The organism is Pseudoduganella sp. UC29_106 (genome assembly GCF_044055365.1).
GTDB lineage: Bacteria > Pseudomonadota > Gammaproteobacteria > Burkholderiales > Burkholderiaceae_D > Rugamonas.
Genome location: NZ_CP171977.1, coordinates 4,541,116 through 4,566,502 on the forward strand (window position 1 = coordinate 4,541,116; position 25,387 = coordinate 4,566,502).

Consider the following 25,387-nt stretch of genomic DNA (forward strand, 5'->3'; position numbering starts at 1 on the left):
TCTTTTTTCGGCAAAACAGGTCATGATTTTTTACAATTCCTGTTGGCAAGCCGGTATCATCTGGACACAGTCACTATGGACCCTAGGCCAGCATGAATCCAGGCGGTACCAGCTTTACGACGCGGCGGGACGCCGCGATTCTCATCGTCGATGACGCGCCGGACAACCTGAGTGTCCTGCGCAAGCTGATGGTCGAACAGGGTTACCAGACTTTCGTCGCCAACTCCGGCGAACGGGCGCTGGACATTGCGCGCCGCGTGCTCCCCGACCTGATTCTGCTGGATGTGATCATGCCCGGCATGGACGGCTTCGAAACCTGCCGCCAGCTGAAGGCCAATCCCGTCACCCAATCCATTCCCGTGCTGTTCATGAGCGCCCGCAATGGCCAGGACGATGTCGTCCAGGGCTTCGAACTGGGCGCCGTCGACTACATCAGCAAGCCGCTGCGCATGGCCGAAGTGTGTGCGCGCGTGCGCACGCAGCTGCAGATCCGCTACGCCACAGAGAGCCAGCAGGAACAGGCCGAACGCCTGCGCACCATCGTCAATAATATGGCGGAGGGCTTGCTGATCATCGAGCCGGATGGGCGCATCCAGTTCACCAATCCAGCCTGCGACAGCTATCTTGGCTATATGGCGCACGAGCTGGCAGGCAAGTCGATTTCCGACCTGCTGAATCCCTTGGTGGCGCAGGAGTACCTGGAGTATTTCTCGCGCTATACGGCTTCGCCCGAAACGGCACACAGTCACGGCACGCGCGAAGTGATCATCCGCCATCGCACGGGCAAGTCCGTGTGCATGGACCTGACGCTGACGCCGATGTTCCTGCGCCAGCCGCTGTTCATCGGGCTGCTGCACGATATCACGCACCATAAGATGTCCGAGGACGCGCTGCAGCGCGCGGCCATGATCGACCCGCTGACCAAGATCGCCAACCGGCGCCATTTCGACAGCTTCCTTGAAAAGGAATGGCAGCGCGCCATGCGCAACGGTTCGGCGCTGTCGCTGGTGGTGCTGGATGTGGACCACTTCAAGCTGTATAACGACACGCTGGGCCACGCCGCGGGCGACGTCTGCCTGCAGCAGGTGGCACAGGCCATCAGTACCCATGCCTTGCGCGTGACGGACCTGGCGGCGCGCTACGGCGGCGAGGAATTCGTGCTGCTGTTCGCCGAGACCGAGGCCGATTCGGCGTACTTGCTGGCCGAATCGATCCGCTCCCACGTGGAATCGCTGCAGCTGCCGCATCCGAAATCGCCCACGTCGGCCTGGATCACGGTCAGCATCGGCGTGGCGACCATGCATCCCCAGCCTTCGGACAATATCGAAACCCTGTTCGTCGCTGCCGACCGGGCCATGTACGTGGCCAAGGAAGGCGGCCGCAACCAGGTCCGCGCCACCCGCCACGACAGCCGCACCGCCATCCGCGCCTAGAATGGGGTCAGGCACGAAACGTTACATGAGGCCGCTTCGCGAAGCGGCCTCATGTAACGTTTCGTGCCTGACCCCGATTTAAAGGGCTTGGGGGTAGCCGGTGATGTCGGCGATGGCTTCGTACATGGGCTGGAGGCGCTTGTACATTTTCAGGTAGACGCGCTTGTATAGCTGGTCGTAGATCTTGCAGTGCGCGGGATCGGGCTGGAAGACGCGGCCGGGGCGCGTCATCGCGGCGATGGCTTCGGCGAAGCTGCCGTACAGGCCAAGGCCTGCTGCCACCGCAATCGCCGCGCCAAGGCCGGAGGTTTCGTAGATGTGGGCGCGCGCGGCCGGCAGGCCGAAGATGTCGGCCGTCAGCTGCATGGCCGCGTCGCTTTGCGAGCCGCCGCCGGCCACGCGCAATTCCGTGATCGGCACGCCGCTGCGCTTTTCGATGCGCTCCTTCCCTTCCCTCAGCGCATAGGCCAGACCTTCCAGGATGGCGCGGTACATATGGGCGCGCGTGTGCACGTCGCCGAAGCCGATCATGGCGCCCTTCGCTTCCGGCCCCGGCACCTTGATGCCAGGACTCCAGTAGGGCTGCAGCATCAGACCCATCGAACCGGGCGGCACAGCGTTCACGAGACGGTCGAACAGCGCTTCCGGCGCCATGCCGCGCTCCGTTGCGACGGCCTGTTCACGGTCGCCGAACTGTTCCTTGAACCAGTTGACCATCCAGTAGCCGCGGAAGATCTGTACCTCGGTGCTGTAGGCGCCCGGAATGGCCGCAGGATAAGGCGGAATGAAGGGCGTGACTTCCACGTACTTCCTGCTGGTGGTGTTGATGGTGGCCGTTGTGCCGTAGCTCAGGCAGCCGATGTGCGGCTCCAGGCAGCCGGCGCCGATGACTTCACAGGCCTTGTCCGCTGCGGCGGCTACCAGCGGCAACCCTTGCGGTATGCCCGTCTCCTGCGACGCTTTTTCGGTGATCACGCCGATGGCAGTACCGGGTTCCACCAGTTCGGGCAGCATGTCCGGCCGGATCGCCAGCGCCTGCCATTTCCAGTCGTAGGAAGCCGCCCACTTGTGGCGCTTGTAATCGAAGGGCACGTAGGCGACCTGGGAACCGGTGGAATCGGCGTAGCGCCCGCTCAGGCAGTAATTCAGGTAGCCGGACAGCAGCAGGAACTTGCCCGTGCGCTCCCACACGTCCGGCTGATTCGCCTTGATCCAGTTGATCTCCGCTTCACGGCGAAAGTAATCGATGGTGCCGTCCACGCCCGCCACCTTGAAGGCCGCCTTCCACAGGCTGTTCAGCGGCGGCACCTGGTCGGTGCGTCGCTGGTCGAGCCAGGTGATGGCTGCGCGCAGCGGCTTGCCGTCGCGGTCCACGTTGACCACGGTGCCGCGCTGGGTGGTGACGGCCACGCCCTTGATCTGCGACTTGCTGATGCTGGTGGTCGCCCACAGCTTCTGGCACGCCATGCAGACGGCCTGCCAATACCCTTCGGCCGTGTGCTCGGCCCATCCCGGCTGGTCGGAGTAGTAAGGCTGCAGATGCACCTGGGTTTTCGCGGCGAGGTTGCCGCGCAGGTCGAACAGCAGCGCGCGCACGCTTTGCGTGCCGTTGTCGATGGACAGGATGTAAGGCTCGGACATGGTGTCTCTTATCTTTCTGATGCTCGCTCTCGCGGCAAGCTGTAGTGATTCTTCCATAATGCCAGATATGCGGCTTCTTCGTCAGTCCAGCGTTCATCGCTCCAGCCCAGTTCCGGCTGGCAGATGGCGCGTACGCGCGGCAGGATATCGGCGCCGCCGCGGCGCAACTGGATGCCGATGCGCGTGCGGCGCAGCAGCAGGTCGTCCAGCCGCTGCACCGATTCGTGGCGCGTCGCCCAGCGCAGCTGCGCCCACAGCGTTTCGGTGCCTGGCACCAGTTGCAGCTCCCCCTCGCCCGCTGCTTCGGCCAGCGACTGGGCGTGGAAGCCGTAGCGGCCTTGGATGCGGCGCGCCTGGCCGGGCGGCAGGCGGTGGGCGTTGTGCAGCGCGCCAGCCGCGCGGAAGATGGGCTGGGGCGCGAGGTCGGCTTGCCAGTGCGGCAGCAGCGCCCTCGCCTGCTTCAGCGCGTCCAGCGCAATCACGCGGAAGGTGGTCAGCTTGCCGCCGGTGACGGTCAGCAGGCCGTCTTCCAGCCACAGGGCGTGGTCGCGGGCCTCCTTCGATGGATCGGCCTTGCCGGTATCGATGACGGGGCGCACGCCGGCGTAGGTGGCGATGACGTCGTTCTCGCTAATCGCCAGCGAGGGAAACTGGTCGTTCAGTGCGGCCAGCAGGTAGTCGGTTTCCTGCTGCGTGATGGCGGCTTCGCGCGACAGGTGCTCGCCGTGGTCGACGTCCGTCGTGCCGATCAGGGTTACGCCCTCCCAGGGGAAGGCGAAAACGGGACGGCCGTCGTGCGGATGCATCAGGCTCACGGCCTGCGCCAGCGGCAGGCGCCAGGCCGGCAGCACGAGATGGCTGCCGCGCAGGGGACGCAGGCGCGGCGCGGCGCCATTGTGAACGCGCAGCTGGTCGGCCCAGGCGCCGGTGGCGCTGATCGTGGCTTTTGCCCGCAAGGTGTGGCAGGTGCCGGACAGCTCGTCGCGCAGCACGGCGCCGGTGACCCGGCTGCCGTCGCGCACAAGCGAGCGCACGGACAGGTAGTTCAGCGCCGCGCCGCCATGCGACTGAGCCTCATGCAGCACGCGCAGCACCAGGCGCGCATCGTCAGTCTTGGCATCGTGGTAGCAGATGCCGCCGCGCAGGCCGTCAGTGCGGATGTGTGGCGCGAGGCGCAGGAATTCGTCGGCCGTGTGATAGTGGCGTTCGCGCTGGCCGGCCATGCGGTCGTAGATGGCAAGGCCCAGCAACATGGAGCGCTTGCCGGGCTTGCGGCCTTCGTAGTCGCCAAAGGCAAAGCTTTGCGGCTCGACCAGGCCGGCCGCCTCGCGCAGCAGGCTTTCGCGTTCATGCACGGACTCGCGCGTGAGGCCGAACCGGCCTTCCTTCAGGTAGCGCAGGCCGCCGTGCACCAGCTTCGATGAGCGGCTGGATGTGCCCCAGGCGAAGTCACGCTGTTCGACCAGCAGTGCGCGCAGGCCGCGGCGGGACGCTTCCAGCAGGATGCCGGCGCCTGTGATGCCGCCGCCGATCACCAGCAGGTCCCATTCCAGCTCCAGCAGGTCGCCCAACAGTTCCCGGCCCTGAGGGCGCCAATGCGCGGCCGTCATGGCTGCACCAGCTTGCCCGGGTTCATGATCCCGTGCGGATCGAAATGGCGGAACAGCGCCTGCATCGCCGCAATCCCCGCCGCACCTTTTTCCGCCGCAAGATATGGCGCGTGATCGCTCCCGACGCCATGCTGATGGCTGATTGTTCCGCCATGATCGACGATGGCCGTGCTGACCGCGTGCTTCAATGCCTGCCAGCGCGCCATATTCTGTTCAAAGTCCCCCGCCAGCCGGTAGACGAAGGTCGTATAGACGCTCGCGCCCTGCGCATACAGGTGCGATAGATGTGTGTACGCGTGAACCTTTTCGTTCAGCGCACCCAAAGCGGAGGAAGCTGCGCCCTCTACGGCCCGCATCATCGTGCCCACGCGCGGCCAGTCGACCGCCGTTTCTACCGTGTCGATCACATAGCCGTGCTGCCAGGCCGCGTTGCGCAGGTAGACATTGCGGAAGCGCCCCTGCTTCCACTTCTCGCCCATGCGGCGGCCCACATGCACGCCGCGATGCGCGCGGCACACGGACAGTGCGGCACGCAGGGCGCCGGCTGCCTGCGCGCGCGGGCCGCTCACACCCAGCATCAGCATGCACTTGCCCTCGCCGCAGCCGCGCCAGCGCAGCCAGGACTCAAGCGCGCCGATCAGGCGCTTGTGGCCTGCCAGCGCCAGCATGGTCACCGTTTCCAGAGGGTTCGAGAGGCGCAGCATGGAGAGGCCCAGCCGCCCCTGGGCCAGCACGCGCACGGCTGCCTCGGCGCGCTCCCAGTCCGGGAAGAAGACGGCGTGGAAGGCTTCATGCTCGGGCATGGGCGTCACGCGCACCGTCGCCTCGGTGAGGATGCCCATGCGGCCCTCGGAGCCCAGCACGATCTCGCGCAGGTCGGTGCCGGCAGCGGATGCGGGAAAGGTCGGGATATCCAGCCGCCCTTGCGGTGTTTCGACCACGCCGCCCGCGAACATTTGCTCGATGCGCCCATAGCGCAGCGATTGCTGGCCGGACGAGCGCGTGACCACCCAGCCGCCCAGCGTCGAATATTCGAAGGACTGCGGGAAGTGGCCCAGCATATAGCCGTGGGCGCGCAGTTGGGCTTCCAGGTCGGGGCCCAGCACACCCGCGCCAAAGGTGGCCAGTTGCGCTTCCTTGTCCAGGTAATGCAGGCGGTTCATGCGGGTCATGTTCACGGCCAGCACCGGGCTGCCATTGGACGGCGCCGTCAGGTGTCCGGCCACGCTGGTGCCGCCGCCTTGCGGGATCAGGGCGACCTTGTGCGCGGCTGCGTAATCCAGCAAGGCGCGCACGTCTTCCGGGCTTTCGGGATAGGCCACGCCATCCGGCGCGGCATCGATGCGGCCGAAGCGCAGCTTGAGCCAGTCGGGCAGGCTTTGTCCGAGCGCGTTGCGCAGGCGCGTTTCGGGACGCGTGTCGATCAGGCCGGACGCGTGGCGCCACGAGCCGGCCGGAGCGGCGTCGGCGGCGCGCTGCATTGGCAGGCGCGAAGGCGGCAGGCTGGCGCAGGCCTGGTCGAAGGACGCGTCCTGCACCTTGCTGCCCTGCCCACGCGCTGCGCCAGGAAGGCCAGCGCATCCTCATGCAGGGGAAAATCGACTGTCTCATCGCCCCAACCGTTCCATCTTCTCATGCTTGTCCCTTGTTATACTTCGAGCAAGTAGACTAAACCGGCCGGCGTCCGCCGGTCTTGCGCATTCATGCCAGCAGACTTGTTCGATCATGCCAGGCTAGCCCGCGTGGCGGGCTCCTACCTCCAGCCACTGCTGGAGGCGGCCGCCGCACGCGGTGTGACGGCGCAGGCGCTGGCAGCCGCCGCGGGGCTGGCGTCCGACGCGCTCGATCCGCTGCCCGAGCAATTCCCTGCCGACCAATACGTGCAGCTGCTGGACCTCGCTGCCAGGCTGGCGCAGGACCCGCATTTCGGCCTGCACGTGGGCGAGCGCGTGAAACTGGGCACCTATACCGTGTACGGCCTGATTCTGCTGAGCTGCCGCGACTTCGGCCAGGCCTTTGAGCAAACCATGCGCTATGAGCAGCTGGCGCATGACCTGGGCCGCTCCGAGCTGCAGGTCCGCGAGGGCGTGGCGCAATACACCTGGCACAGCAACTATCCGCCGCAGCATCGCCATCTGGCGGACAGCGTCTTCGCCGGCATCCGGGTGTTCGGCAACTGGCTGGCCGGTATGCCGCTGCCGCCGGCCGATCTGCAGCTGATGCACGATGGCGGCGATGCGGCGCAGCGGAAGGAATATGCGCGCGTGTTCGGCGCCATGCCCCGTTTCGGTGCGCTGTCCAACACGGCCAGCTTTGACGCGGCCATGCTGCGATGGCCGGTGCCGAATGCGGACGTGAGCCTTTATCCGGTGCTGCAGCAGCACGCCGAGCAATTGCTGGCGCAGCGCGTGCAGCCGGAGGCGGGCATCGTGGCGCAGGTGCATGGGGTGATCGTGCGGCGTTTGTCACATGGGCAGGTGAGGCTGGCGTCGGTGGCTGAGGAATTGGGACTGACCACGCGGACCTTGCAGCGCAAATTGTCGGACGCGGGGGCGAGCTTCCAACAGGTGCTCGATCAGTCGCGCTTTGAACTGGCACGCAATTATTTGCGGCAGCCGGGGTTGAGCCTGGTGGATATTGCGTTTTTGCTGGGGTATCAGGAACAGAGCGCCTTCAACCACGCGTTTCGCGAGTGGTCGGGCATGAATCCGGGCGCGTGGCGGGACACAGCGGCGGATCAATGATCCGCCCTACGCAGTAGTGGAGGTTTCGACGCGCCCGCGTACACGGTGTTGGCCGGTCGGTGCGGCGGCAGGCACCGTATGCCGGTCGGCTGGCGTAGGGCGGATCATTGATCCGCCGTGCGTGCGTTCACGTATCGCTTCCGCGCACGCGGACGAACGGGCCGATGCAACTGTCGGTATCGCGCCGCTGGCACATGAGGAACATATTGCCGGAGGGGTGGAACAGGATATAGCTCTTGATGATATGTCCGACCTTGGTGACCTCGCCGGTGCAGTCTTCCTTGCCGTTATCCTTCACGATCTTGTCGTCGGACTGGTAATAGCCCTCCGTGTCGGGCTGGTCGTCGATATTGAATTCGGATTCCGCCACTTCCTTGGCGCTGGTGATCAGGGCTGAGCCGTCGGAGCGTATCCGGTAGATTTCGTGACAGGAACCATCCGGCAACACGAAACGCCAGGTGCCGACGATCGGGTGATCGGTGCGCATGGGGCCGGCCATGGCGCAGCTAGCGGCAAGGGCCGCCGCAGCGGCCGTCAGACGGAGCAAGAGGGTAATCATGGCGGCTCCCCGGAGTATTTAACTACAGTATATCCCGCCTAAATTATTTGCATTTTCCGCTTGCTGCAGCGTAGAAGACGTGCGGCAGGGCAAGCAGCCCACCCAGGACAACGGGCAATCCACCCACCATGATGACGGGCGGAGTATGCCTCAGGGCATCGCTGCCCCAGCAGCTTCCCACTTCGGCGGCGATGAAGGCGCGGTCGATCGCGGCCTGCCCTCCGGTGCCCGGCGCACTGCCCGGCGCTGCGCCGCCGCCGAAAATCCGGTTCGGCGTCGGCCGGCGGCAGCGTGGGCATTTCGGCCACGGTGGCCTTGACCGCTTCGCGGATCGCCTGGTCGTCCAGGCGCATCTGGGGGACGGGCGGCGTGGACGCCGGCGGCTGCGCCCATGCCGCCGCAGCGGCAAAGGCAAGCAGCAAGGCTGCGCCGCCCAGCCTCATTTCTCCGCCACCGCCTTCAGTTGCGACAGGCCCTTCTCGAAGTCCTTGCCGATCATCTTGTCCATGCTGACGAACACGCCCATCAGCTTCGTGATGAATTCAGCCGGGCCGTTCATGGTCCAGGTGACGAGCGTGCTGTCGCCCTGCGGCTGCAGCGTAAAGGTAGTCTGGTTGGTGGACTTGAAAGGCTTGATGAAATCGAGCTTGATGCCGACCTTGGACGGCGGCGTGTTTTCCGTGATCTCCATGCGCCCCTGCCCCACTTCATCGTTGCCGCTCCAGCCGTAGACGGCGCCCTGCCCGCTGACCGGGCCTTCAAAAGTGCGCTTCATGTTCGGGTCCAGCTTCTCCCACGGCGACCAGGCGGTCCACTGGTGGAAGTCATTCAGGTAGCCGATGATTTTTTCCGGCGGCGCCTTGATGGTGGCGGTGCGGGTGACGGTGAAGCTGTCCGGTTGCGTGAGTGCCAGGCCAAGAACGGCAGCCACGATCACCACGGCTATGATGAAGAGTTTCTTCAATTTGCGCCTCTTATTGTGGTTGGTATGCGCGCAAGACTATCACAGGGTGCGGCGCTGCAAAAGCACCGGCAAGGCACTGGGCGTCATCGTGAAAGTGTAAACCTCGTCCACCGGCGGCGCGCCGGACTTGGGCGCCAGCGTGAAGCAGCGCGCCAGCATGGACACCACCATGCGGATCTCCGTCATCGCCAGGTAACGCCCCGGGCAGAAGCGCGGACCGCCGCCGAAGGGCAGCAGCTTGCGCGAAGGATCATCCTGCTCCTGCCCCGGTTCGGATAACCAGCGTTCGGGCAGGAATTCGTCCGAGCGCTCCAGCTGCGTATCGAGCGTGAACGCATGGCGCATCAGGGCAAAGACGAGAATCCCCGCCGGCAGGCGCACGTCGCCCAGCACCAGGTCCTGCGTCGGCTCGAAACCAAGCATGGGCGCCACAGGCTTCAGGCGCATCGCTTCGCGCGTGCACAGGTCCAGCCAGGGCAGCTTGTCGAGAGCGCGGAACTCGCGCAGCACCGTATCGGCACCCAATGCCTCCTTCGCTTCCTCCGCCAGCTTTTCCCAGGCGGACGGCGCGGAGCTTAGCAAATGCAGCAGCCAGGCGATGGTGTTGGACGTTGTATCCTCGCCGGCAAAGACCATCAGCACGGCGTTGCCGATCAAGTCTTCATCCGTCATGCCGGAGCCGGGGGTATCCCGGTCGATCACCATCGCTTCCAGCATATCGGCCGGCTTTTCCCTGCGCGCGGGAACGGCCGCCAGGCGCTCGCGAGCCCGCGCCACGAAGCCCGCCACGGCATGCCGGACGCGCGCCACCGCGGCATCGGTTTCGCGGTCTACCGGCAAACGGAACACGCGCCAGTAAGGCACCGGCGTCGTAAGGCGGCGCGCCAGACGGGTGAACAGGAACTCCACATCGCGCTGCAAAGGGTCGGACTCGTTTTCCAGCACATTCAGGTCCTGCCCCATGGCCAGGCCGACCGTCACGTCCAGCGTGAAGGCTTTCAGGTCGCGCAGGATATCGGGTTCGCGCCCCTCTTCCACAGCCTTCATCCAGCGCCGCTGCAGCCGCTCCGTCAAGCGGACCATCTGCGGGAAGAAACGATGGATCACTTCCGGCGTGAGAGCGTGCATCACCAGCTTGCGCTGGCGCCGCCATTCCTGGCCCTCGGCGGTGAACAGGCCGCGCGCGCCCAGTTCCTCCAGCAGGTTGGTGCGCTCGGTGCGGCGCCACAGGTCGGGCCGGTCATGCAGCATATGGCTGACATCTTCGCGCCTCGCCGTGGCGACGAAAACGCTGTTCATGATGCGCAGCTTGAAGATGGGACCATACTGGCGCGCAAAGTCTTCCAGCATGCTGTGGAAGTGGACGGGGTCCAGCTGGGTGAGATTGCCGATCAGGGGCAAGGGACGCGGGCCTGGCAGGCTGTCCACGCTGCGGGCGGCATCAAATGGCTGGTATTCCAACTTGCTGCCGCGGTCGTCCATGATCAGCCCGCTTTCCGTATTACAGGGTTGCCGGGATCCCGGCTCCATTCGCACCAGCCGCCGTCGTACACGCTGATGCGCGGCCAGTTCATCAGCCAGGCGTAAAAGAACGCCAGCGAAGCGCGCCAGCCCGTGCCGCAGTAAAACGCATTCTGCTGCCCGGGACGAATGCCCGCCTCCCACCACAGGCGGTGGATTTCATGAGCGGATTTCATGGTGCCGTCGGCATGATGATATTCGCTCATACTGTGCACATCGCCGTCCTGGCCTGCACGTCCCCAGCGTGCGCCCGGAATATCGCCGATGGCGTCTATATAACTATAGCCGGAAGTTTGGCCAACGTGCTCAGACAACGTCCTGATGCTGACCAGGGCTCCGTCTGAGCTCTGCAGCAGGGCCTTGGCTTCGGCCGTGCCGATCAGGTAGTCCGGGCGCGCGGGGAATGGCGCGCCAAAGCTGTTTGCCGGCACTGGCTTCATGCCCGGCCCTGATTCAAGCGGATAGCCGGCGCGCAGCCAGCCATCGAAGCCGCCGTCGAGCAGGCGCACGTCGGCCACGCCCGCATACAGCATCAGGTGCGCGGCGCGCGCCGCGGCCAGCGTGCTGCGGCCATACAGGATGACGGTGATGTCGTGCTGGATGCCGTGTTCCAGCAACAGGGACAGCAAGGCGCAGTCGGCGACCTTGTTCCAGAGCGGCTGGATTTCGAGGCGGTTGGTGTCCAGATAGGAGGCGCCGGGAATGTGGGCGCCGGCGAACGCCTCCTCGCCGCCGCAGCCCACTTCGAACAAGAGCCACGCCGAGGATGGCGCGGCCAGCACCGGGCGGCCGCGCAGCAACTGATCCAGCCAGGCAGGATGCAGCAGCTGGCGCCAGCGCGCCAGGTCCCGACGGAAGCCTTGCGCTTCCTGCTGTTCTGCCATCATTGCCACTTTACTACCAACCGAAAATTAACCAGGTGGCAGTTTACCAGCTTCGGGTTTAGGTTCGACCTTCTGCTCGGCCTTTTGCTCGGCCTTCGTCTCCGGATACAGCACGACTTGCACGTAATTCCTGAAGTCGAAGTAGCGCCGCGCAGCAGCCTGCACGTCTGCCGCCTTGACCGCCGCCACGCGCTCGGCATGGCGCAGGATGTTCAGCGGATCGACACCATTGATGTAGGCGCCCTGCAAAGCGCCCAGCCAGTAACTATTCTCGCGGATCATACGGCGGTGGTTGCTGGTCCAGTTTTCCTTCACCTTGGCCAGGTCGGCTTCGTCCGGACCATCGTTCTGCAGCTTGCGGATCTCGGCAAATGTCGCGTTCAGCACCTTCTCGACATTTTCCGGCCCGGTCGGCAGCGAAATGCTGATCGTGTAATTGCTGTAGGGGTAGCGTGCCAGGGCGCCGCTGGCGCCGCCTCCGTAGATCAGCGCTTCCTTCTCGCGCAGCGTATCAATCAGCTTGATGTTGAGGATATCGATCAGGGCCTGCACGCGCATTTGCTCGTCCAGCGAGAACGCCGCGTCGCCGGAGAAGTTCAGGTTGACCGTGCTCTTGGAATCCTTGCCGCGGCGGACTTCCTTGGTCACCACGCCGCGCACCGGACGCACGCCGCGATCCTTGAACTGGTTGCTGACCGGCGTGCCAGGCAGGCTGCCGATATAGCTCGCCAGCAGCGGCTTGATCTTCGCCACCTCAAAGCTGCCGACGATGAAGAAAGTCATGCCTTTTACGCTGCTGAAGCGCTCCTTGTACATGCCGATCACGCGGTCCAGTGGAATGCCCTCGAATTCCTCGGGACGCGGGATCAGCGCGATACGCGGATGGTTGCTGTACAAGGTGCTGCGCAGGGTGTCGGCCAGCACCGATTCGGGACGCGACAGCGAATTGCGTGCCAGGTCCTGCTGCTTGCCGATGAAGGAATGGAACAGCGCCTCGTCGCGGCGCGGCTGGGTGAAAGCGAGATGCACCAGCTGCAGCACGGTTTCCACGTCCGCGCTGCCGGAACTGGCGCTCAAGCCTTCGGACATGGGGCTCAGCGCCATGCCAAGGTTGGCGGTCTTGCCGGCCAGGGTGCGCTGCAGGTCGAGCGGCGTGAAACTGCCCATGCCCATCTGCGACATGATGGCGGTGGTATAGCGGGCATTGAAAATGTCCTGCTCTTCGAATACGGACTGGCCGCCGAAGCGCACGGCGCCGATCAGCACCTGGTCGTTACGGAAGTCAGTGGGCTTCAGCACCACGCGCGCGCCATTGGCGAAAGTCAGCTCGGTCGTGCCCAGCGCCTTGTTGCCGCCCTCCTTCACGATCTTGCCCGGCTTTGGCGTGGCGGCCAGCAGGCTGGCGGTGTAGGCTTTGTCCTCGCGCGCCTTGAGTTCCGTCTTCTGCGCCGCATCCACGGCGGCCAGCAACTCGGTCGCGGGCGGCACATCGACCTTGTCATTGCCCATATAGATCACGAGCTTGCTCTTGCCGTCCGGGATGGCGCCGCGCAGCGTGGCGTTCACCTCCTCCAGCGTGACCTTCGGCACCATCTCGTTCAGGTAGTTGTACTCGTTCTCGATACCCGGCATGGCTTCGCCTTCGAGGAAGTTGCGCAGGTATTCGGACACGTACATCGACGAGTCGGACTTTTCGCGTTCGTTATACAGGCGCTCGATATTGCGCAGCATGGCCTTCTTGGCGCGGTCCAGCTCCGCTGGCGTGAAGCCGAACTGGCGCACGCGCTCACCTTCCTGCACCAGCGCATTGATGGCCGGGACCGGACCGTCGCGTCCCAGCAGGGCCACGGAATTGAAGGAGCGATAGCCGCGCACCACGCGGCCCATCGTCGAGGTGCCCTGGATGAAGGGAGGATTGGCCTGCTGCGTCAGCTCGAAAATGCGCTGGCTGAGCATCAGGGCGCCCAGGTTCTCCAGCAAGCGTTCGCGGTATTCGCCGAAGGTGTCGCCCTCCGGCTTGCGCAGGATCGGGTAGCGGATATGCAGCACATTGGTGGTCGCTTCGCGGTCCGTGATCACCAGCGCTTCGGACGTGGTGCGCTCCGGGATCTCGGCATACAGCGCGCGGGCGCGGATTCTCAGGATTCTTCAGGTTGCTGAAGTGGCTGATTACCAGCTTTTCCGCTTCGGCCGGATCGATGTCGCCGACCACGAAGACGGCCATCAGGTCGGGACGGTACCAGTCCTTGTAGAAGCGCTTGATCGCCGCCGGCTTGAAGGTACGCAGCACTTCCGGCTTGCCGATCGGCAGGCGCTCGGCATAGCGCGAGCCGTTGAACAGCTTGGGCAGCAGGACCTTGTTCATGCGGTCGGCCGCGCCGCGACCCAGGCGCCATTCTTCGAGCACGATATTGCGCTCGCTTTCCACGTCGTCATCGTTGAACTGCACGCCGCCGGCCCAGTCTTCCAGCACCAGTAGGCCCTTGTCCAGGTTTTCCTTGCGGTCCACGGGAATCGGCAGCATGTAGACGGTTTCGTCGACGCCCGTATAAGCATTCAGGTCGGCGCCGAACTTCACGCCGATGGACTGCAGCCAGGACACCAGCTCATGTCGCTTGAAATGGGTGCTGCCGTTGAAAGCCATGTGTTCGGTGAAGTGTGCCAGGCCGAGCTGGTCCTCGTCCTCCAGGATCGAGCCCGCCTTCACCGCCAGGCGCAGCTCCACCCTTTGCTGCGGCTTCGGATTGCGCTGGATATAGTAAGTCAGCCCATTCGGCAACTTGCCGACGCGGACCTGGGGCGAAACCGGCAACTGGGCAGCAGGATCAAAATCCGCCTGCGCGAGCATCGAGCAGCTCAACAGCGCAGCGGCGAGAACGGCTTTCAGATATTTCATAGGCATCAGCAAGGTTGACATTTTCACACGATACCACACCGTGCCACCAGCACCACCATGGGGTCAGATCCGACATTCGGACACGACCTCGTCCCTATCGTCTTAATCTCATTCGGAACTGCTCGTGCAACACCGGCCGCTGCAGTAGTGCAAAATATTCCGAAGGCGCGCCAATAGTGGCGGAAGCTATCAACTTAAATGTCCGAATGTCGGATCTGACCCCATGGTTTGGGGGCGGTGGTGCGGGGGATGGAGAGGAAAACTAGCGTAGCGGCGAGGGCGTAGGCGGCGGCGAGGGCGGCGAAGGCCAGCGGCAGGCGCAGGTTCCAGGCCGGGGCGGCGTGGAGGATGGCGCCGACTACCGCTACGCCAACCAGGGCGCCGATCTGGCGGTTGGCGTTCAGCGCGGCGGCGGCGCTGTTGGCGTGCTCGCGTCCCGATGCCTGGATGACGGTGTTGGTCATGGCGGGGATGGCGATGCCTATGGCGAGGAAAATGGCCATGGCGCCGGCCAGCAGGAAACGGTAGGGCGTGTGGTCGGGGGAGGCGGTAAGCAACGCGGCCACGGCGGCGGCGACCAGCAGACCGCCGAGCAGCGGCCCACGTGTGCCGAAGCGCGCAATGACGCGGCCGGACAGCAGGTTGGTCACGGTGCTTGACGCCATCATGGGCAGCAGCAACAGGCCCGTGTGCAATGGGTCGCGGCCCAGCGCCTGCTGCAAGTACAGGCTGTAAAGAAAAAGCTGCCCGAACACGCTGAAGTTGATCAGGAAACCGGTGACGACCGCCGCGCTGAAGCCAGGGGCGGCGAACAGGGCGCGCGGCAGCATGGGTTGAGCGGCGCCGCGTTCGCGCAGCACAAGCCCGGCACCTAACACCACGGCGGCGGCGGCAGCACCCAGGACCGACGGCGAAGTCCAGCCCCGCCCCTGCCCTTCGATCAGCACAAAGCTCAGCGCCCCCAGCGCGGCCACCGCGAGCAGATGGCTGAACAGCGACAGGCGCCGGGGCGACGCGGCGGGCGCCGGCACGCGCCACTGCGCCAGCGCAATGCCAAGCAGGCCGACCGGCACATTGATCCAGAACACAGCGCGCCAGCCATAAGCCTGAACCAATAAGCCGCCAACCAGCGGACCAGCCGTCGCCGCCACGCCGACCAGGCCGGACCAGATGGCGACCATGCGCGTACGCTGCGGTCCATCGAAGGAATGGGTGAGCAGACTCAGTGAACTGGGCATGAACAGCGCCGCGCCCGCGCCCTGCAGCAGGCGCGCTGCAATCAAAGTGGAACCGGTCGGCGCCAGCGCACACAGCACGGAAGCGAAGAGAAAAAGGGCCAGCCCACCCTGGTAAACCTGGCGCGGCCCGAAGCGATCCGCCAGCGCGCCGCCCGCCAGCAGCAGCGCGGCGAAAGTGAGGGTGTAACCGTCCACCACCCATACCAGTCCGGAAAGCGGCACGTGGAGATCGGAAGCGATGGCGGCAAGCGCGGTATTGACGGCCGTGACGTCGATCATGGCCATCACGAAGCCTATGGCAAGTGTAAGTATCAGCATGCCGCCATGATGCGCGCGCTTGCCTGATGCAGTAAACATGCATACCCTCAGCACTCTGATGCAAAATTGCATCAACAGGAGAGCAAATGGACTGGGACAACACCCGCATCTTTCTCGGCATCTACCGCGCCGGCACCCTGCGCGGCGCCGCCGCCCTGCTGGACATCGACCAGGCCACCGTCGGCCGCCGCCTGAATGCGATGGAGGCGGCCCTCAACGCAAAACTGTTTCTGCGCACGCCGAACGGCTACGTACCCACGCCCGCCGGCGAGGTCGCGGCAAAGTCGGCGCAGCAGATGGAGGAAGCCGCGCTGCAGCTGGAACGGGAAATGTCCGGCATCGACAACCGCCTGTCCGGCACCGTGCGCCTTGCCACCACGGACACCATCGCCCACGCCTTCGTCATCGACGCCATGCGCCGCCTGCACGACCAGCATCCGGACATCCGCGTTATCCTGCAAGTGAACACCCAGCTCGCCAGCCTCACGCGGCGCGAATCCGACCTGGCCGTGCGCACGGTGCGCCCCACCAGCCCGGACCTGATTTCGCGCCACCTGGCGAAACGCGCGGCCGGCCTGTATGCCACGCCCGAATACCTGGAAAAGCGCGGCGAACCCCAACCCGGTGAAGCCTTCAAGGGCCACGACATCGTGATCTATCACTCCAGCGTGTTGACCCGCCAGGCGGAGAAGCTGGTCGGCGAGCCCACCACCAATGCCCGCGTGGCCATGGAAGTCAATACCGGCATGACCCTGATCGAAGCCGTGCAGGCAGGTATCGGCATCGGCGAGCTGCCCATCCACATTGCGGAAACGAACGCTGGCCTGCGCCGCATCTGGCCCGAGCGCGAGTACCGCTACGACATGTACCTGGTCATGCACGCCGACCTGGCACGCAGCGCACGCGTGCGCGCCGTCGCAGATGCGATAGTTGATGCTAACATTGCAAGATGAACGTTCATGCATCGCATATCCCCTCGGGGCGGCGCCTGCAACTATGGGCGCTGGCCTGGCTGATCAGCTGGTGGCGGCTGCTGCAATTTGCCGCCCTGCTGGTGTCGCGCGCCTTCCTGCCATCCACCTACCGGCGCGACAACTGGCGCTCCCTGTCCGAACAGGTGGTGCTGGCGTCGGCCGAAAACCTGGTGTGGTTCACCATGCTGACTTCCCTGATCAGCGTGGTGATCATCCGCATCGTGGTGGTCACGTCCATCAGCTATGGCCTGTCGCGCTATGCGCTGGAAATGGTGGTGCGCGTGCTGGTGCTGGAACTGGTGCCGCTGACAGCCGCTCTCTTCGTCGCCCTGCGCACCACGCTGCCGGCCGGCGTGGAATCGCCCAGCTGCGCGCGGCCGGCGAGCAGCCCTCGCCCTACGTGGCGCTGCGCACTCAGTTCTTCCCGCGCGCGGTGGCAGGGATATTTGCCGTGTGGCTGCTGGCAGCCGTGAGCTGCGTCACGACGCTGATCCTGGCCTATATCATGATCTACGGTTTCACCCCCTGGGCCCTGCCCGGCTACACGCGCGTGGTGGGACAGATCTTCAATCCCGGCGTCGCCATGATCCTGATCCTGAAGATCGTGCTGTTCAGCCTTGCAGTGGCCGTTATTCCGCTCGCATCTTCCTACTACACCGGTACACAAAATCCGCTGCTGCGCCGCATGGGCGCGGCACACGGCCTGGCGGACATGGTGCGCATGTTTTCCGTGATCCTGCTCGTTGAAGCGGCCTCCCTGATGGGCAATTACTACTGACATGAACGAAAACACTCCTCCACCACATCCCCCGCCTCGCACGAGCCGCCGCCAATGCGCAACGCGGAATTCAAGGCGCTCATGCTGCTCGCGCTGCTGGGCGCCCTGGTCGTCGGCATCATCCTTTACCTGATGTATGCGCGCGGGGCCTTCGAGCCCACCCAGCGCCTGATCCTGACCGCCGACGATTCGGAAGGCGTGAGCGTGGGCATGGACATGACTTTCGCCGGCTTCCCCATCGGCCGCGTGCAGCGTATCGAGCTTGGTGCGGACGGCAAGGCCCGCGTGCTGATCGATGTGCCGAAGAAAGATGCGCACTGGCTGCGCAGCACCAGCATCTTCACGCTGGAGAAGGGCCTGGTCGGCGGATCCAAGTTGCGCGCCTACTCCGGCATTCCCACCGATCCGCCGCTGCCGGAAGACGCCACGCGCGGCCTGCTGGTGGGCGACACGGCCGGCGAGATCCCGAAGGTCGTGCAGGCGGCGAAGGACGTGCTGGAGAATCTCTCTGCGCTCACGTCCGACACTGGCCCGCTGGGCGCCAGCCTGCGCAACCTGCAGGGCGCGACCGAGAAGCTGAACGGCCCTGGCGGCGCCTATGGCCTGTTTGTCGGCGAGGACCAGAAAGCGCGCGAGCTGCTGCGCAATGCGAACTCGCTGATCGTGAAGGCCGATAGCCTGGTCGGCAATGCGGACAAGCGCGTCTTCGGCGACAAGGGCATCGCCACCGACGCCCAGGCCACCGTGCAGCAGTTGAATGCCCTGCTGGCCGATGCGCGCACCAGCCTGAAGAAAATGGACGCGATCCTGGCCGATGCCCAGGTGGTGGGCAAGAACGCCCGCGCCGCCACCGAGGACCTGGGCGCCTTGCGCGCGGAAATCGACAGCAACCTGCGCCAGATCGAGCAACTGGTGAATGAAATCAACCGCAAGTGGCCGTTCAAACGCGATACGGAGATCAAGCTGCCATGACACGATTCGCACTTCCCGCATTGGCAGTGGCGGCCCTGCTTGCCGCCTGCGGTGGCGGCCCGCGCGTGCCCGACTGGCAAATGAACGCGAAGCAGTCGCTGGACCGGGCACAGTCGGCCTACCTGTCCGGCAAGGACCAGATCGAGAAGAATGAGTTTGTCCGCGCTCGCGAGCAGATCGCCGGCACCGGCAAGATCGACCTGGTGATCCGCATCGAACTGGCGCGCTGCGCCACGCGTGTGGCATCGCTGGCCTTTGGCGACTGCCCCGGCTTCGAAGCCTTGCGGGCTGACGCTGCACCGGCGGACATCGCCTACGCCAACTACCTGGCCGGCCGCGCCACGCCGGCCGATGCTCCCCTGCTGCCGGAGCCGCAGCGCGCCGTGCTGGCTGCCGGCAGCGACGAAGCTGCGGCGGCGGCCGTGGCGGGCATCGCCGATCCGCTGTCCAAGCTGGTGGCGGCGGGCGCCGTGTTCCGCGCCAACCGCGCTACGCCAGCCGTGCTGACGGCAGCCGTGGACACCGCCTCGGCCCAGGGCTGGCGCCGTCCCCTGCTGGCGTGGCTGAATGTGCAGGCCCTGCGCGCCGAGAAGGCGGGCGATTCGGCCGAAGCGGCTCGCCTGCGCCGCCGCATGGCCTTGGTGGAGGGCCAGCAGGCCGGAAGTTGACACCTGATTTCTCCCGGAATTGGCCCCTTCGCGGGGCGGCGGACTGCCTACAATGGACTCCATCGACAACCCAATACCTGGAGAAATCAAATGGAACGTATCAATTACTACACCTCGTCCCCCGAAGCGATGAAGGCCATGATGGCGCTGGAGAACGCCACCGCCAACCTGGGCCTGGAAAAATCGCTGATGGAACTGGTCAAGCTGCGCGCCTCGCAAATCAACGGCTGCGCCTTCTGCGTGGACATGCACGCCAGCGATGCACGCAAGGCGGGCGAGTCAGAGCGCCGCCTGATGGGCGTGTCCGTCTGGCGCGAAACGCCCTTCTTCACGCCGCGCGAACGTGCCGCCCTGGCCTGGACCGAGGCGCTGACCCTGCTGCCCCAGACCCACGCGCCGGACGAGGACTATGCCGCCATCTCGCGCGAGTTCACGCCCGCCGAACAGGTCAACCTGACGCTGGCCATTGCTACCATCAATGCGTGGAACCGCTTTGGCGTGGGCTTCCGCGCTGTGCCGAAGGCTTGAGGAGGAGCGGACATGCTGAAGAAGTTACTTTTGCCGCTGATCGGCGCGGCGGCCTTCGCGGCGGCTGTGATGCCGGCGCAAGCCCATGATGTGCCAGGCGGCCACGGCGCCCCAGGCCAGGAGCGACTGGACGTGCTGCAGGAGCAGCGCCTGCCCGATGCCGCCGGCCGCACCGGCCATATGCTGACCGTGACCTTCGCGCCGGGACAGACTTCGGTGCCCCACGTGCATCCCGGTTCCGTGTTCGCCTATGTGCTGGAAGGCGAAGTGGAATCGCAGATGGAGGGCGAGCAGCCGGTCCGCTACAAGGCGGGCCAGTCCTGGTATGAAGCGCCCAATCATCCGCACGTCCTGGCGCGCAATACCAGCAAGAGCAAGCCGGCCAGGCTGCTCGTGTGGCTGCTGACGGCCGATGGCGAAGCGCCGGTGTCGCCGCTGAAGAAGTAATGCCATGCAGCGCCTGGACTACTACGCCGCGTCGCCGGCTGCCATGCAGGCCATGATGGGCATGGAGATTGCCGTCGAGCGGCTGGGGCTCAAGGCGTCCCTGCTCTACCTGGTCAAGCTGCGCTGCTCGCAGATCAACGGCTGCGCGTTTTGCGTGGACCTGCATTCCGGCGATGCACTGGCTTGCGGCGAGTCGTCCACGCGACTCGACGCCGTTGCCGGGTGGCGCGAGGCGGACTGCTTCAGCCCACGCGAACGGGCGGCGCTTGCGTGGGCCGAGTCCCTCGCGCGGCTTTCGGTCACCCAGGCTCCCGACAGCGATTACGCCTCGCTCGCCGCCGAGTTCTCGCCCTGCGAACAGGGCGCGCTTACCCTGGCGATCAACGTTGCGCTGGCCTGGAACCACTTCGGAGTTGGCTTTCGCGTCGCGCCCACCCAGTAAACCCGTCTTCCAGAGCGACCGAGCGCGCGAGTCCTCTGTGCGCCGAGCCCCGCACGTCACCCGTAGCGTCCGAAACCGCCGCCAGCAGGCGAGACGGCGGGCATGGCGCCAAGCCCCGTCGCTGGCGGCGGCCGGGACGCGGCGGATCGGGCGGCGCGGCGGGGACGGGGGAACGGGTCAGCGCTTGGCGATGGCGGCGTCGTTCGCGGCGGCGGCAGCTTCGCGCAGCTTGTCCTTCTTGCTCTTGCGCTTGCCCTTGATGCCGCCATTGGGATCAGCCGCAGGACTGGCGGCGACGCCGGCGGCAGGAGCGGCGGAAGCAAGAGCGGACGGCTCGAAGCCCGGGATGCGCTCGCGGGAAACGCGCTTGTCCTGACGCTTCTCGATCAGGCGGAAATGCGGCTCCATCTCCGGCGTCACGAAGCTGACGGACAGGCCGCTGGCCCCGGCGCGGCCAGTGCGGCCGATGCGGTGCACGTAGTCAGCCGGTGAGCGCGGCAAGTCGTAATTGACCACCACAGGCAAATCAGCAATATCGATCCCGCGCGCGGCAACGTCGGTGGCGACCAGCACGTGCAAGCGTCCTGCACGGAAATCGGAAAGCACCTCGGTGCGGGCGCCCTGGCTGAAATCACCATGAAACGCCTCGGCCGACACGCCATTGCGCCGCAACTTGTCCGCCACGTGCTCGGACGCGTACTTGGTCGCCACGAACACCAGCACCTGCTGCCACTTCTCCTCGCGGATCAGATGACGCAGCAGCTGGGTGCGGCGTCCTTCGTCCACCTCGATCGCGCGCTGCAGGATATCCGGCTCGTGTGCAGCCTCGCTCGCGGTCTCGATCCGCACTGGATTGCGCAGCATCCCGGCAGCCAGTGCCTGCACGGCAGGCGGGAAGGTCGCCGAGAAAAACAGATTCTGGCGTGTAGAAGGCAGCAGCGACAGCACCCGCGAAATCTCATCGCTGAAGCCCATGTCCAGCAGCTTTGTCCGCCTCATCCAGCACCAGGGCGGCGCAGCGGTCCAGCTTCAGCGCATTGTGCTCGACCAGGTCCAGCAAGCGCCCCGGCGTGGCGACCATGATGTCGGTCCCGCCGCGCAAGGCCATCATCTGCGGATTGATGGACACGCCGCCAAACGCTATCGACACCTTCACCGGCACCGGCAGATGCGACACCAATACGCGAATCGCCTCCCCCACCTGCGCCGCCAGCTCGCGCGTCGGCACCAGCACCAGCCCTTGCAGACCTGAACGCGAACCGCCGCGCGAAATCAAGGCATGCAGCATCGGCAAGGCAAAAGCGGCCGTCTTGCCGGACCCGGTCTGGGCCTGGCCCAGCACATCCTCCCCGCGCAAGGCGGCAGGAATGGCCGCGGACTGGATGGCGGTCGGCGTTTCGTAGCCGATGGCGGCAACGGCGTTCAGCAGGGTTGGCGCAAGGCCGAGAGAGGTGAAGGACATAAACGGTATAAATCTGGGCAAGGCAGCAGTATACCTTGGCCCGCCATTCGTGCGACCATAAGGACTCATTAACAAAAAACGTATAACAATGATTAACTGGGACGCTCACTTCTGCCTGCCGCAGCATCCGCAGGCCGACTTCTCGCCGCTGAACCGGCTGCATTCGGCTGGCGTCAACTACGTATCGATCAACGTGGGCGCGGATATGAATCCAGTGTCCCAGGTGATGTCCGTGATCGCGAGCTACCGCGCCACGATCGAAGCCAATCCGGAACGCTATGCCCTTGTCTCCTCCGCGGACGAAATCATCCAGGCCGCAGCCGACGGCAAGCTGGCCATCGGCTTCGACCTGGAAGGCTCGATGCCGCTGATGGACCAGCCGGAAATGGCCGCCCTCTACGCCCCGCCTGGGTGTGCGCCAGATGCACTTCGCCTACAACCGCAACAACAGCGTAGCGGGCGGCTGCCACGACAACCCGCAGGGACTCACGCCGCTGGGCCAGCGCGTACTTGCGGCAGTGAACGAGGCCGGGATCATTGTCGACTGCGCGCATACGGGCCGCACGGCCAGCCTGGACATCATGGCCGCTTCCACCAAGCCCGTGGTGTTCAGCCATGCCAATCCCTTCACGCTGGTGCAGCACGGCCGCAATGTGACCGATGAACAGATCCAAGCCTGCGCGGAAACGGGCGGCGTGGTGTGCGTGTCCGGCCTGTCCTGGTTTGTCGGCAAGGAGATCCCGGGCGCTACTGACGTGGCGCGCCATATCGCCTACGTGGCCGACATTGCCGGCATCGCGCACGTGGGCGTAGGGCTGGACATTTGCGTGTCCCAGCCCGACCTGGATGACACGCCGCCCGGCGACTTCGATCCCGCGTGGTGGTGGCCCGCGTCCGCCGGCTACAGCGCCGAGCGCCAGCCCAGCTTCACCCCGGTGACTGTGTGGCGCGAACTGCCGGGAGAATTGCGCAAGCTGGGCATGGCGCCCGCCGAGATCGAACAGGTCCTGGGCCGCAATATGCTGCGCGTGGCGGGCGCCACCTGGGGTTCGTAATGCGCGGGGCGGCGGCGCTGCTGGCCTTATGCGCCGCTGCGCCGGCCCACTTCGCCCCTGCGCACAACAACACCGTCCGCCTCTACCCCGGCGAAGACCAGGCCCTCTTCGTCAAGGACGGCCCGATCATGACGCCGCTGGCCGTCATCAACGGCGGCCACATCGAACCCTTCGAAGGCTCTGCACGTAACTATTTTGCAGCGGGGCGCATCTACTATCTGTACAGTGCGGGCGGCGCCGGCGAGGCGATGGCCGGCGGCGAAAAGGACGTCGGCTGCGGTACGCGCGCCGGCACCGTGAAGGTTGTCGCGGGCGCGGATGCCAACGGCGTGCTGTCCAACTTTCCCTTGGGCCCGCAGCGCGCCGCGGCCCGCGCACCAACCGCCGATGAGCGCAAGCTGATCAAGCTGATGGCCAAGCAGCAGCTGCGCCGCCAGGGCATCCCGCCTACTACATCGCCCGCATGCTGGACAGCGAAGGCCACGGCGTGCAGCGCCGCCAGTCGCTGGCCGCTCTGCAGCTGCCGGACAATCCCGAGCCGCGCCTGTTCGCCAGCTATGCACTGGACTGGTCGCTGGACAAGCGCCGCGGCAGCATCACGCTCAGCTTCATCGCCGAGCCGAATAAAGCCGGCACTTACCTGATCGGCTGGCAGGACTTCGACCAGACCGAGGGCGAAAGCAGCGGCAACACGCGCACCTTCCTCGCCAGCGCCGACCTGAATGGCGACGGCAGCGATGAACTGGTGCTGGCCGCCACCGGCAAGGAAAAGTGGTGGTATGAAGTGCTGTCGCGCGTGCGCGGCAAATGGACGCTCATCGCCACCAGCCCAACCGGCGGCTGCTAGTCCGCCGCGGGGCGATAGACCTGCCCCACCACGCCGTTGCGAAAATGCCGCAGCTGCAGCAGCGACAGCCTTAACGGCTCATCCAGAATCGGGAACAGCGGCAGGCCGCTGCCCAGCGCAACCGGATGCACGAGCAGGCGGTACTCGTCCACCAGCCCGGCCCGGATCAGCGCCTGTGCCACGCTGGCGCCGCCATGTGCAACTATCGCGCCGCCCGGCTCTCGCCTGAGCCGCGCCACACGCTGCTCCAAGACTCCACCGCTGCGCGACAGCACCAGCAGGGGCGCAGCGCGCAAGGAGGCAGCGCAAGGCCCGTCGGCCCAGCGCGCGGTAATCTCCAGCAGGGAGTCGCTGCCCACCAGATGCGCGCCGGCGTCCGCCAGGCCGTCGGCCAGCCAGTACTGGACATCATCGTCCAGCCCCGGCGCAATCCAGTCGGTTTCTCCATTGATGCCCGCCACGAATCCGTCGGCGGACAGGGACATCGTCAGTATCAGCTTGCGCATCGCATTCTCCCAGCGGTCTGTTACCGCTACGACGAATCGCAATGCGCGAAATCGACAAAAGCTACATGCCTACGTCGCCATACGGTCCCGCAAGGACAACCACATAGCCATCCGGGGTCGCGCAGCCAGATTTCGCGGTGCTGGGCGCTGACGTTTTCCTTCGGCCCTTCGACCACGGATGCGCCCGCGCCGACCGCGCGCTCCACGGCGTCATCGAAATCGTCCGTCCAGAACCACAGCAACAGGCCGTTGCCGTATGGCATGGTCTTGGGATCACCCATCTGCGGATGGTTGTGCGCTTCCCAGTGGTGCAGCTGCAACACCAGGCGTCCGTCATGCATCAGCATCTCGTACTCGTTCCCGCCGTGTCCGCTCTTCAGTCCGAGCGCCTTCTGGTACCAGCGGCTGCTGGCCTCGACGTTGTTAACGGCGATCAAAGGTTGCGGTTGCATGGCACACTCCTTTTGACGGACGAGACATCAGGATACCACTGCGCCACGCCCCACGAAATCTCCGGGACGAGGAAAAGCCACAACATCGGCGCGCCCGTTTGCGCGAGCGCCCAGGCCATCCATGTGCTGAACATGAAGCGCGCCGTGCCGTCGTAGCGGCCATAGAGCGGCTGAGGATCGCGCAGGCGCAACACCGACCACACCAGCACCACGCTGCCCAGCAGGCAGGCGAACAAGACGTGGAGCGGCGAGAAAAGGCGGCAGCGTGTCGCCGCCCAGCGCGGCGTTGACGGCCGAAAGGTGCCCGTGAGCGATGGCAAAGGTCCACGGCGTGGCAAAAGGAAGAGTGACGATCAGGTCGTACAGCGCGCTGGCGCGCACAATGCGGGAGTAGGTTTCGGTTTTCATGACGGCATGCTAGGCCTTGGAGTACACTCCAGGGTCAAGC

24 protein-coding genes and 3 pseudogenes are annotated in these 25,387 nt (G+C 65.4%); 13 read left to right on the plus strand and 14 right to left on the minus strand.

The window, feature by feature from the left end; genetic code table 11:
• Positions 1–92: 92 nt before the first annotated feature.
• Complete coding sequence (locus ACHMW6_RS22660) at positions 93–1,433, plus strand: diguanylate cyclase domain-containing protein (RefSeq protein WP_395400108.1); 1,341 nt, start codon at positions 93–95, stop codon at positions 1,431–1,433.
• 78 nt (positions 1,434–1,511) lie between these two features.
• Here the strand turns inward: ACHMW6_RS22660 and ACHMW6_RS22665 are convergent, their stop codons facing one another.
• The 3 genes and pseudogenes from ACHMW6_RS22665 to ACHMW6_RS22675 form a co-directional block, all read right to left on the minus strand.
• Positions 1,512–3,074, minus strand: coding sequence for an FGGY-family carbohydrate kinase (locus ACHMW6_RS22665; RefSeq protein WP_395400110.1), 1,563 nt, complete (start codon positions 3,072–3,074; stop codon positions 1,512–1,514).
• 8 nt (positions 3,075–3,082) lie between these two features.
• On the minus strand, positions 3,083–4,684 hold the full coding sequence (locus ACHMW6_RS22670) for a glycerol-3-phosphate dehydrogenase/oxidase (protein ID WP_395400112.1): 1,602 nt from the start codon (positions 4,682–4,684) through the stop codon (positions 3,083–3,085).
• Positions 4,681–6,320, minus strand: a pseudogene (locus ACHMW6_RS22675) (FAD-binding oxidoreductase). The gene ACHMW6_RS22670 and the pseudogene ACHMW6_RS22675 overlap by 4 nt, the downstream one beginning before the upstream one ends.
• A gap of 67 nt (positions 6,321–6,387) precedes the next feature.
• Between ACHMW6_RS22675 and ACHMW6_RS22680 the strand changes: the two are divergent.
• Positions 6,388–7,428 carry an AraC family transcriptional regulator gene (locus tag ACHMW6_RS22680; RefSeq protein WP_395400114.1) on the plus strand — a complete coding sequence of 347 codons (1,041 nt, stop codon included), beginning with the start codon at positions 6,388–6,390 and terminating at the stop codon, positions 7,426–7,428.
• A 127-nt stretch (positions 7,429–7,555) separates the two neighbouring features.
• Here ACHMW6_RS22680 and ACHMW6_RS22685 read toward each other — a convergent pair whose 3' ends face one another.
• From ACHMW6_RS22685 to ACHMW6_RS22715, 7 genes are all read right to left on the minus strand, one after another.
• Entirely contained in the window at positions 7,556–7,987 is a 432-nt protein-coding gene (locus ACHMW6_RS22685; protein ID WP_395400116.1) for a hypothetical protein, read from the minus strand.
• Positions 7,988–8,426: 439 nt separating this feature from the next.
• Entirely contained in the window at positions 8,427–8,951 is a 525-nt protein-coding gene (locus ACHMW6_RS22690; protein ID WP_395400118.1) for an SRPBCC family protein, read from the minus strand.
• A gap of 39 nt (positions 8,952–8,990) precedes the next feature.
• The gene (locus tag ACHMW6_RS22695) at positions 8,991–10,433 is read right to left on the minus strand and encodes a cytochrome P450 (RefSeq protein ID WP_395400120.1); all 1,443 of its coding nucleotides are present in this window, start codon (positions 10,431–10,433) and stop codon (positions 8,991–8,993) included.
• 2 nt (positions 10,434–10,435) lie between these two features.
• Positions 10,436–11,359 (minus strand): sulfurtransferase, encoded by a 924-nt coding sequence (locus tag ACHMW6_RS22700; RefSeq protein ID WP_395400122.1) that lies wholly within the window; start codon positions 11,357–11,359, stop codon positions 10,436–10,438.
• 24 nt (positions 11,360–11,383) lie between these two features.
• Positions 11,384–13,243 (minus strand): insulinase family protein, encoded by a 1,860-nt coding sequence (locus ACHMW6_RS22705; RefSeq protein ID WP_395408690.1) that lies wholly within the window; start codon positions 13,241–13,243, stop codon positions 11,384–11,386.
• Complete coding sequence (locus ACHMW6_RS22710) at positions 13,143–14,252, minus strand: M16 family metallopeptidase (RefSeq protein ID WP_395400124.1); 1,110 nt, start codon at positions 14,250–14,252, stop codon at positions 13,143–13,145. The genes ACHMW6_RS22705 and ACHMW6_RS22710 overlap by 101 nt, the downstream gene beginning before the upstream one ends.
• A gap of 194 nt (positions 14,253–14,446) precedes the next feature.
• Complete coding sequence (locus tag ACHMW6_RS22715) at positions 14,447–15,847, minus strand: MFS transporter (RefSeq protein WP_395400126.1); 1,401 nt, start codon at positions 15,845–15,847, stop codon at positions 14,447–14,449.
• Between the two features lie 47 nt (positions 15,848–15,894).
• Here ACHMW6_RS22715 and ACHMW6_RS22720 point away from each other — a divergent pair, with 47 nt between their 5' ends.
• The 8 genes from ACHMW6_RS22720 (at position 15,895) to ACHMW6_RS22755 (ending at position 20,617) form a co-directional block, all read left to right on the plus strand.
• The gene (locus ACHMW6_RS22720) at positions 15,895–16,761 is read left to right on the plus strand and encodes a LysR family transcriptional regulator (protein WP_395400128.1); all 867 of its coding nucleotides are present in this window, start codon (positions 15,895–15,897) and stop codon (positions 16,759–16,761) included.
• A complete protein-coding gene (locus ACHMW6_RS22725) occupies positions 16,758–17,255 on the plus strand; it encodes an ABC transporter permease (protein WP_395400130.1) in 498 nt (165 codons plus the stop codon). Before ACHMW6_RS22720 ends, ACHMW6_RS22725 begins: the two co-directional genes overlap by 4 nt.
• Positions 17,234–17,560 (plus strand): ABC transporter permease, encoded by a 327-nt coding sequence (locus tag ACHMW6_RS22730; RefSeq protein WP_395400132.1) that lies wholly within the window; start codon positions 17,234–17,236, stop codon positions 17,558–17,560. The genes ACHMW6_RS22725 and ACHMW6_RS22730 overlap by 22 nt, the downstream gene beginning before the upstream one ends.
• Positions 17,561–17,614: 54 nt before the next feature.
• Positions 17,615–18,532, plus strand: a complete 918-nt coding sequence (locus tag ACHMW6_RS22735) for an MlaD family protein (RefSeq protein ID WP_395400134.1) — start codon at positions 17,615–17,617, stop codon at positions 18,530–18,532.
• Positions 18,529–19,200 carry a hypothetical protein gene (locus ACHMW6_RS22740; protein WP_395400136.1) on the plus strand — a complete coding sequence of 224 codons (672 nt, stop codon included), beginning with the start codon at positions 18,529–18,531 and terminating at the stop codon, positions 19,198–19,200. The genes ACHMW6_RS22735 and ACHMW6_RS22740 overlap by 4 nt, the downstream gene beginning before the upstream one ends.
• 90 nt (positions 19,201–19,290) lie before the next feature.
• On the plus strand, positions 19,291–19,728 hold the full coding sequence (locus tag ACHMW6_RS22745) for a carboxymuconolactone decarboxylase family protein (protein ID WP_395400138.1): 438 nt from the start codon (positions 19,291–19,293) through the stop codon (positions 19,726–19,728).
• 12 nt (positions 19,729–19,740) lie between these two features.
• Complete coding sequence (locus tag ACHMW6_RS22750) at positions 19,741–20,175, plus strand: cupin domain-containing protein (RefSeq protein ID WP_395400140.1); 435 nt, start codon at positions 19,741–19,743, stop codon at positions 20,173–20,175.
• A 4-nt stretch (positions 20,176–20,179) separates the two neighbouring features.
• Complete coding sequence (locus ACHMW6_RS22755; RefSeq protein WP_395400142.1) at positions 20,180–20,617, plus strand: carboxymuconolactone decarboxylase family protein; 438 nt, start codon at positions 20,180–20,182, stop codon at positions 20,615–20,617.
• Positions 20,618–20,794: 177 nt separating this feature from the next.
• Here ACHMW6_RS22755 and ACHMW6_RS22760 read toward each other — a convergent pair.
• Positions 20,795–22,079: pseudogene (locus ACHMW6_RS22760) on the minus strand (DEAD/DEAH box helicase).
• Between the two features lie 88 nt (positions 22,080–22,167).
• Between ACHMW6_RS22760 and ACHMW6_RS22765 the strand changes: the two are divergent.
• The 3 genes and pseudogenes from ACHMW6_RS22765 to ACHMW6_RS22775 form a co-directional block, all read left to right on the plus strand.
• Positions 22,168–22,404, plus strand: a pseudogene (locus tag ACHMW6_RS22765) (peptidase M19); the annotation flags it as partial.
• A gap of 97 nt (positions 22,405–22,501) precedes the next feature.
• Positions 22,502–23,134: a dipeptidase gene (locus ACHMW6_RS22770; RefSeq protein WP_395400144.1), complete on the plus strand. Its 633-nt coding sequence runs from the start codon at positions 22,502–22,504 to the stop codon at positions 23,132–23,134.
• Positions 23,135–23,597: 463 nt separating this feature from the next.
• Positions 23,598–23,981: a hypothetical protein gene (locus ACHMW6_RS22775; protein ID WP_395400146.1), complete on the plus strand. Its 384-nt coding sequence runs from the start codon at positions 23,598–23,600 to the stop codon at positions 23,979–23,981.
• Here the strand turns inward: ACHMW6_RS22775 and ACHMW6_RS22780 are convergent.
• Genes ACHMW6_RS22780 through ACHMW6_RS22790 form a run of 3 tightly spaced genes read right to left on the minus strand, consistent with a single transcriptional unit; the run spans position 23,978 to position 25,347 of the window.
• Entirely contained in the window at positions 23,978–24,487 is a 510-nt protein-coding gene (locus ACHMW6_RS22780; protein ID WP_395400148.1) for a dihydrofolate reductase family protein, read from the minus strand. The genes ACHMW6_RS22775 and ACHMW6_RS22780 overlap by 4 nt on opposite strands.
• Before the next feature lie 26 nt (positions 24,488–24,513).
• Positions 24,514–24,939, minus strand: a complete 426-nt coding sequence (locus tag ACHMW6_RS22785) for a VOC family protein (protein ID WP_395400150.1) — start codon at positions 24,937–24,939, stop codon at positions 24,514–24,516.
• 27 nt (positions 24,940–24,966) lie between these two features.
• Positions 24,967–25,347, minus strand: coding sequence for a hypothetical protein (locus ACHMW6_RS22790; RefSeq protein WP_395400152.1), 381 nt, complete (start codon positions 25,345–25,347; stop codon positions 24,967–24,969).
• Positions 25,348–25,387: the final 40 nt, after the last annotated feature.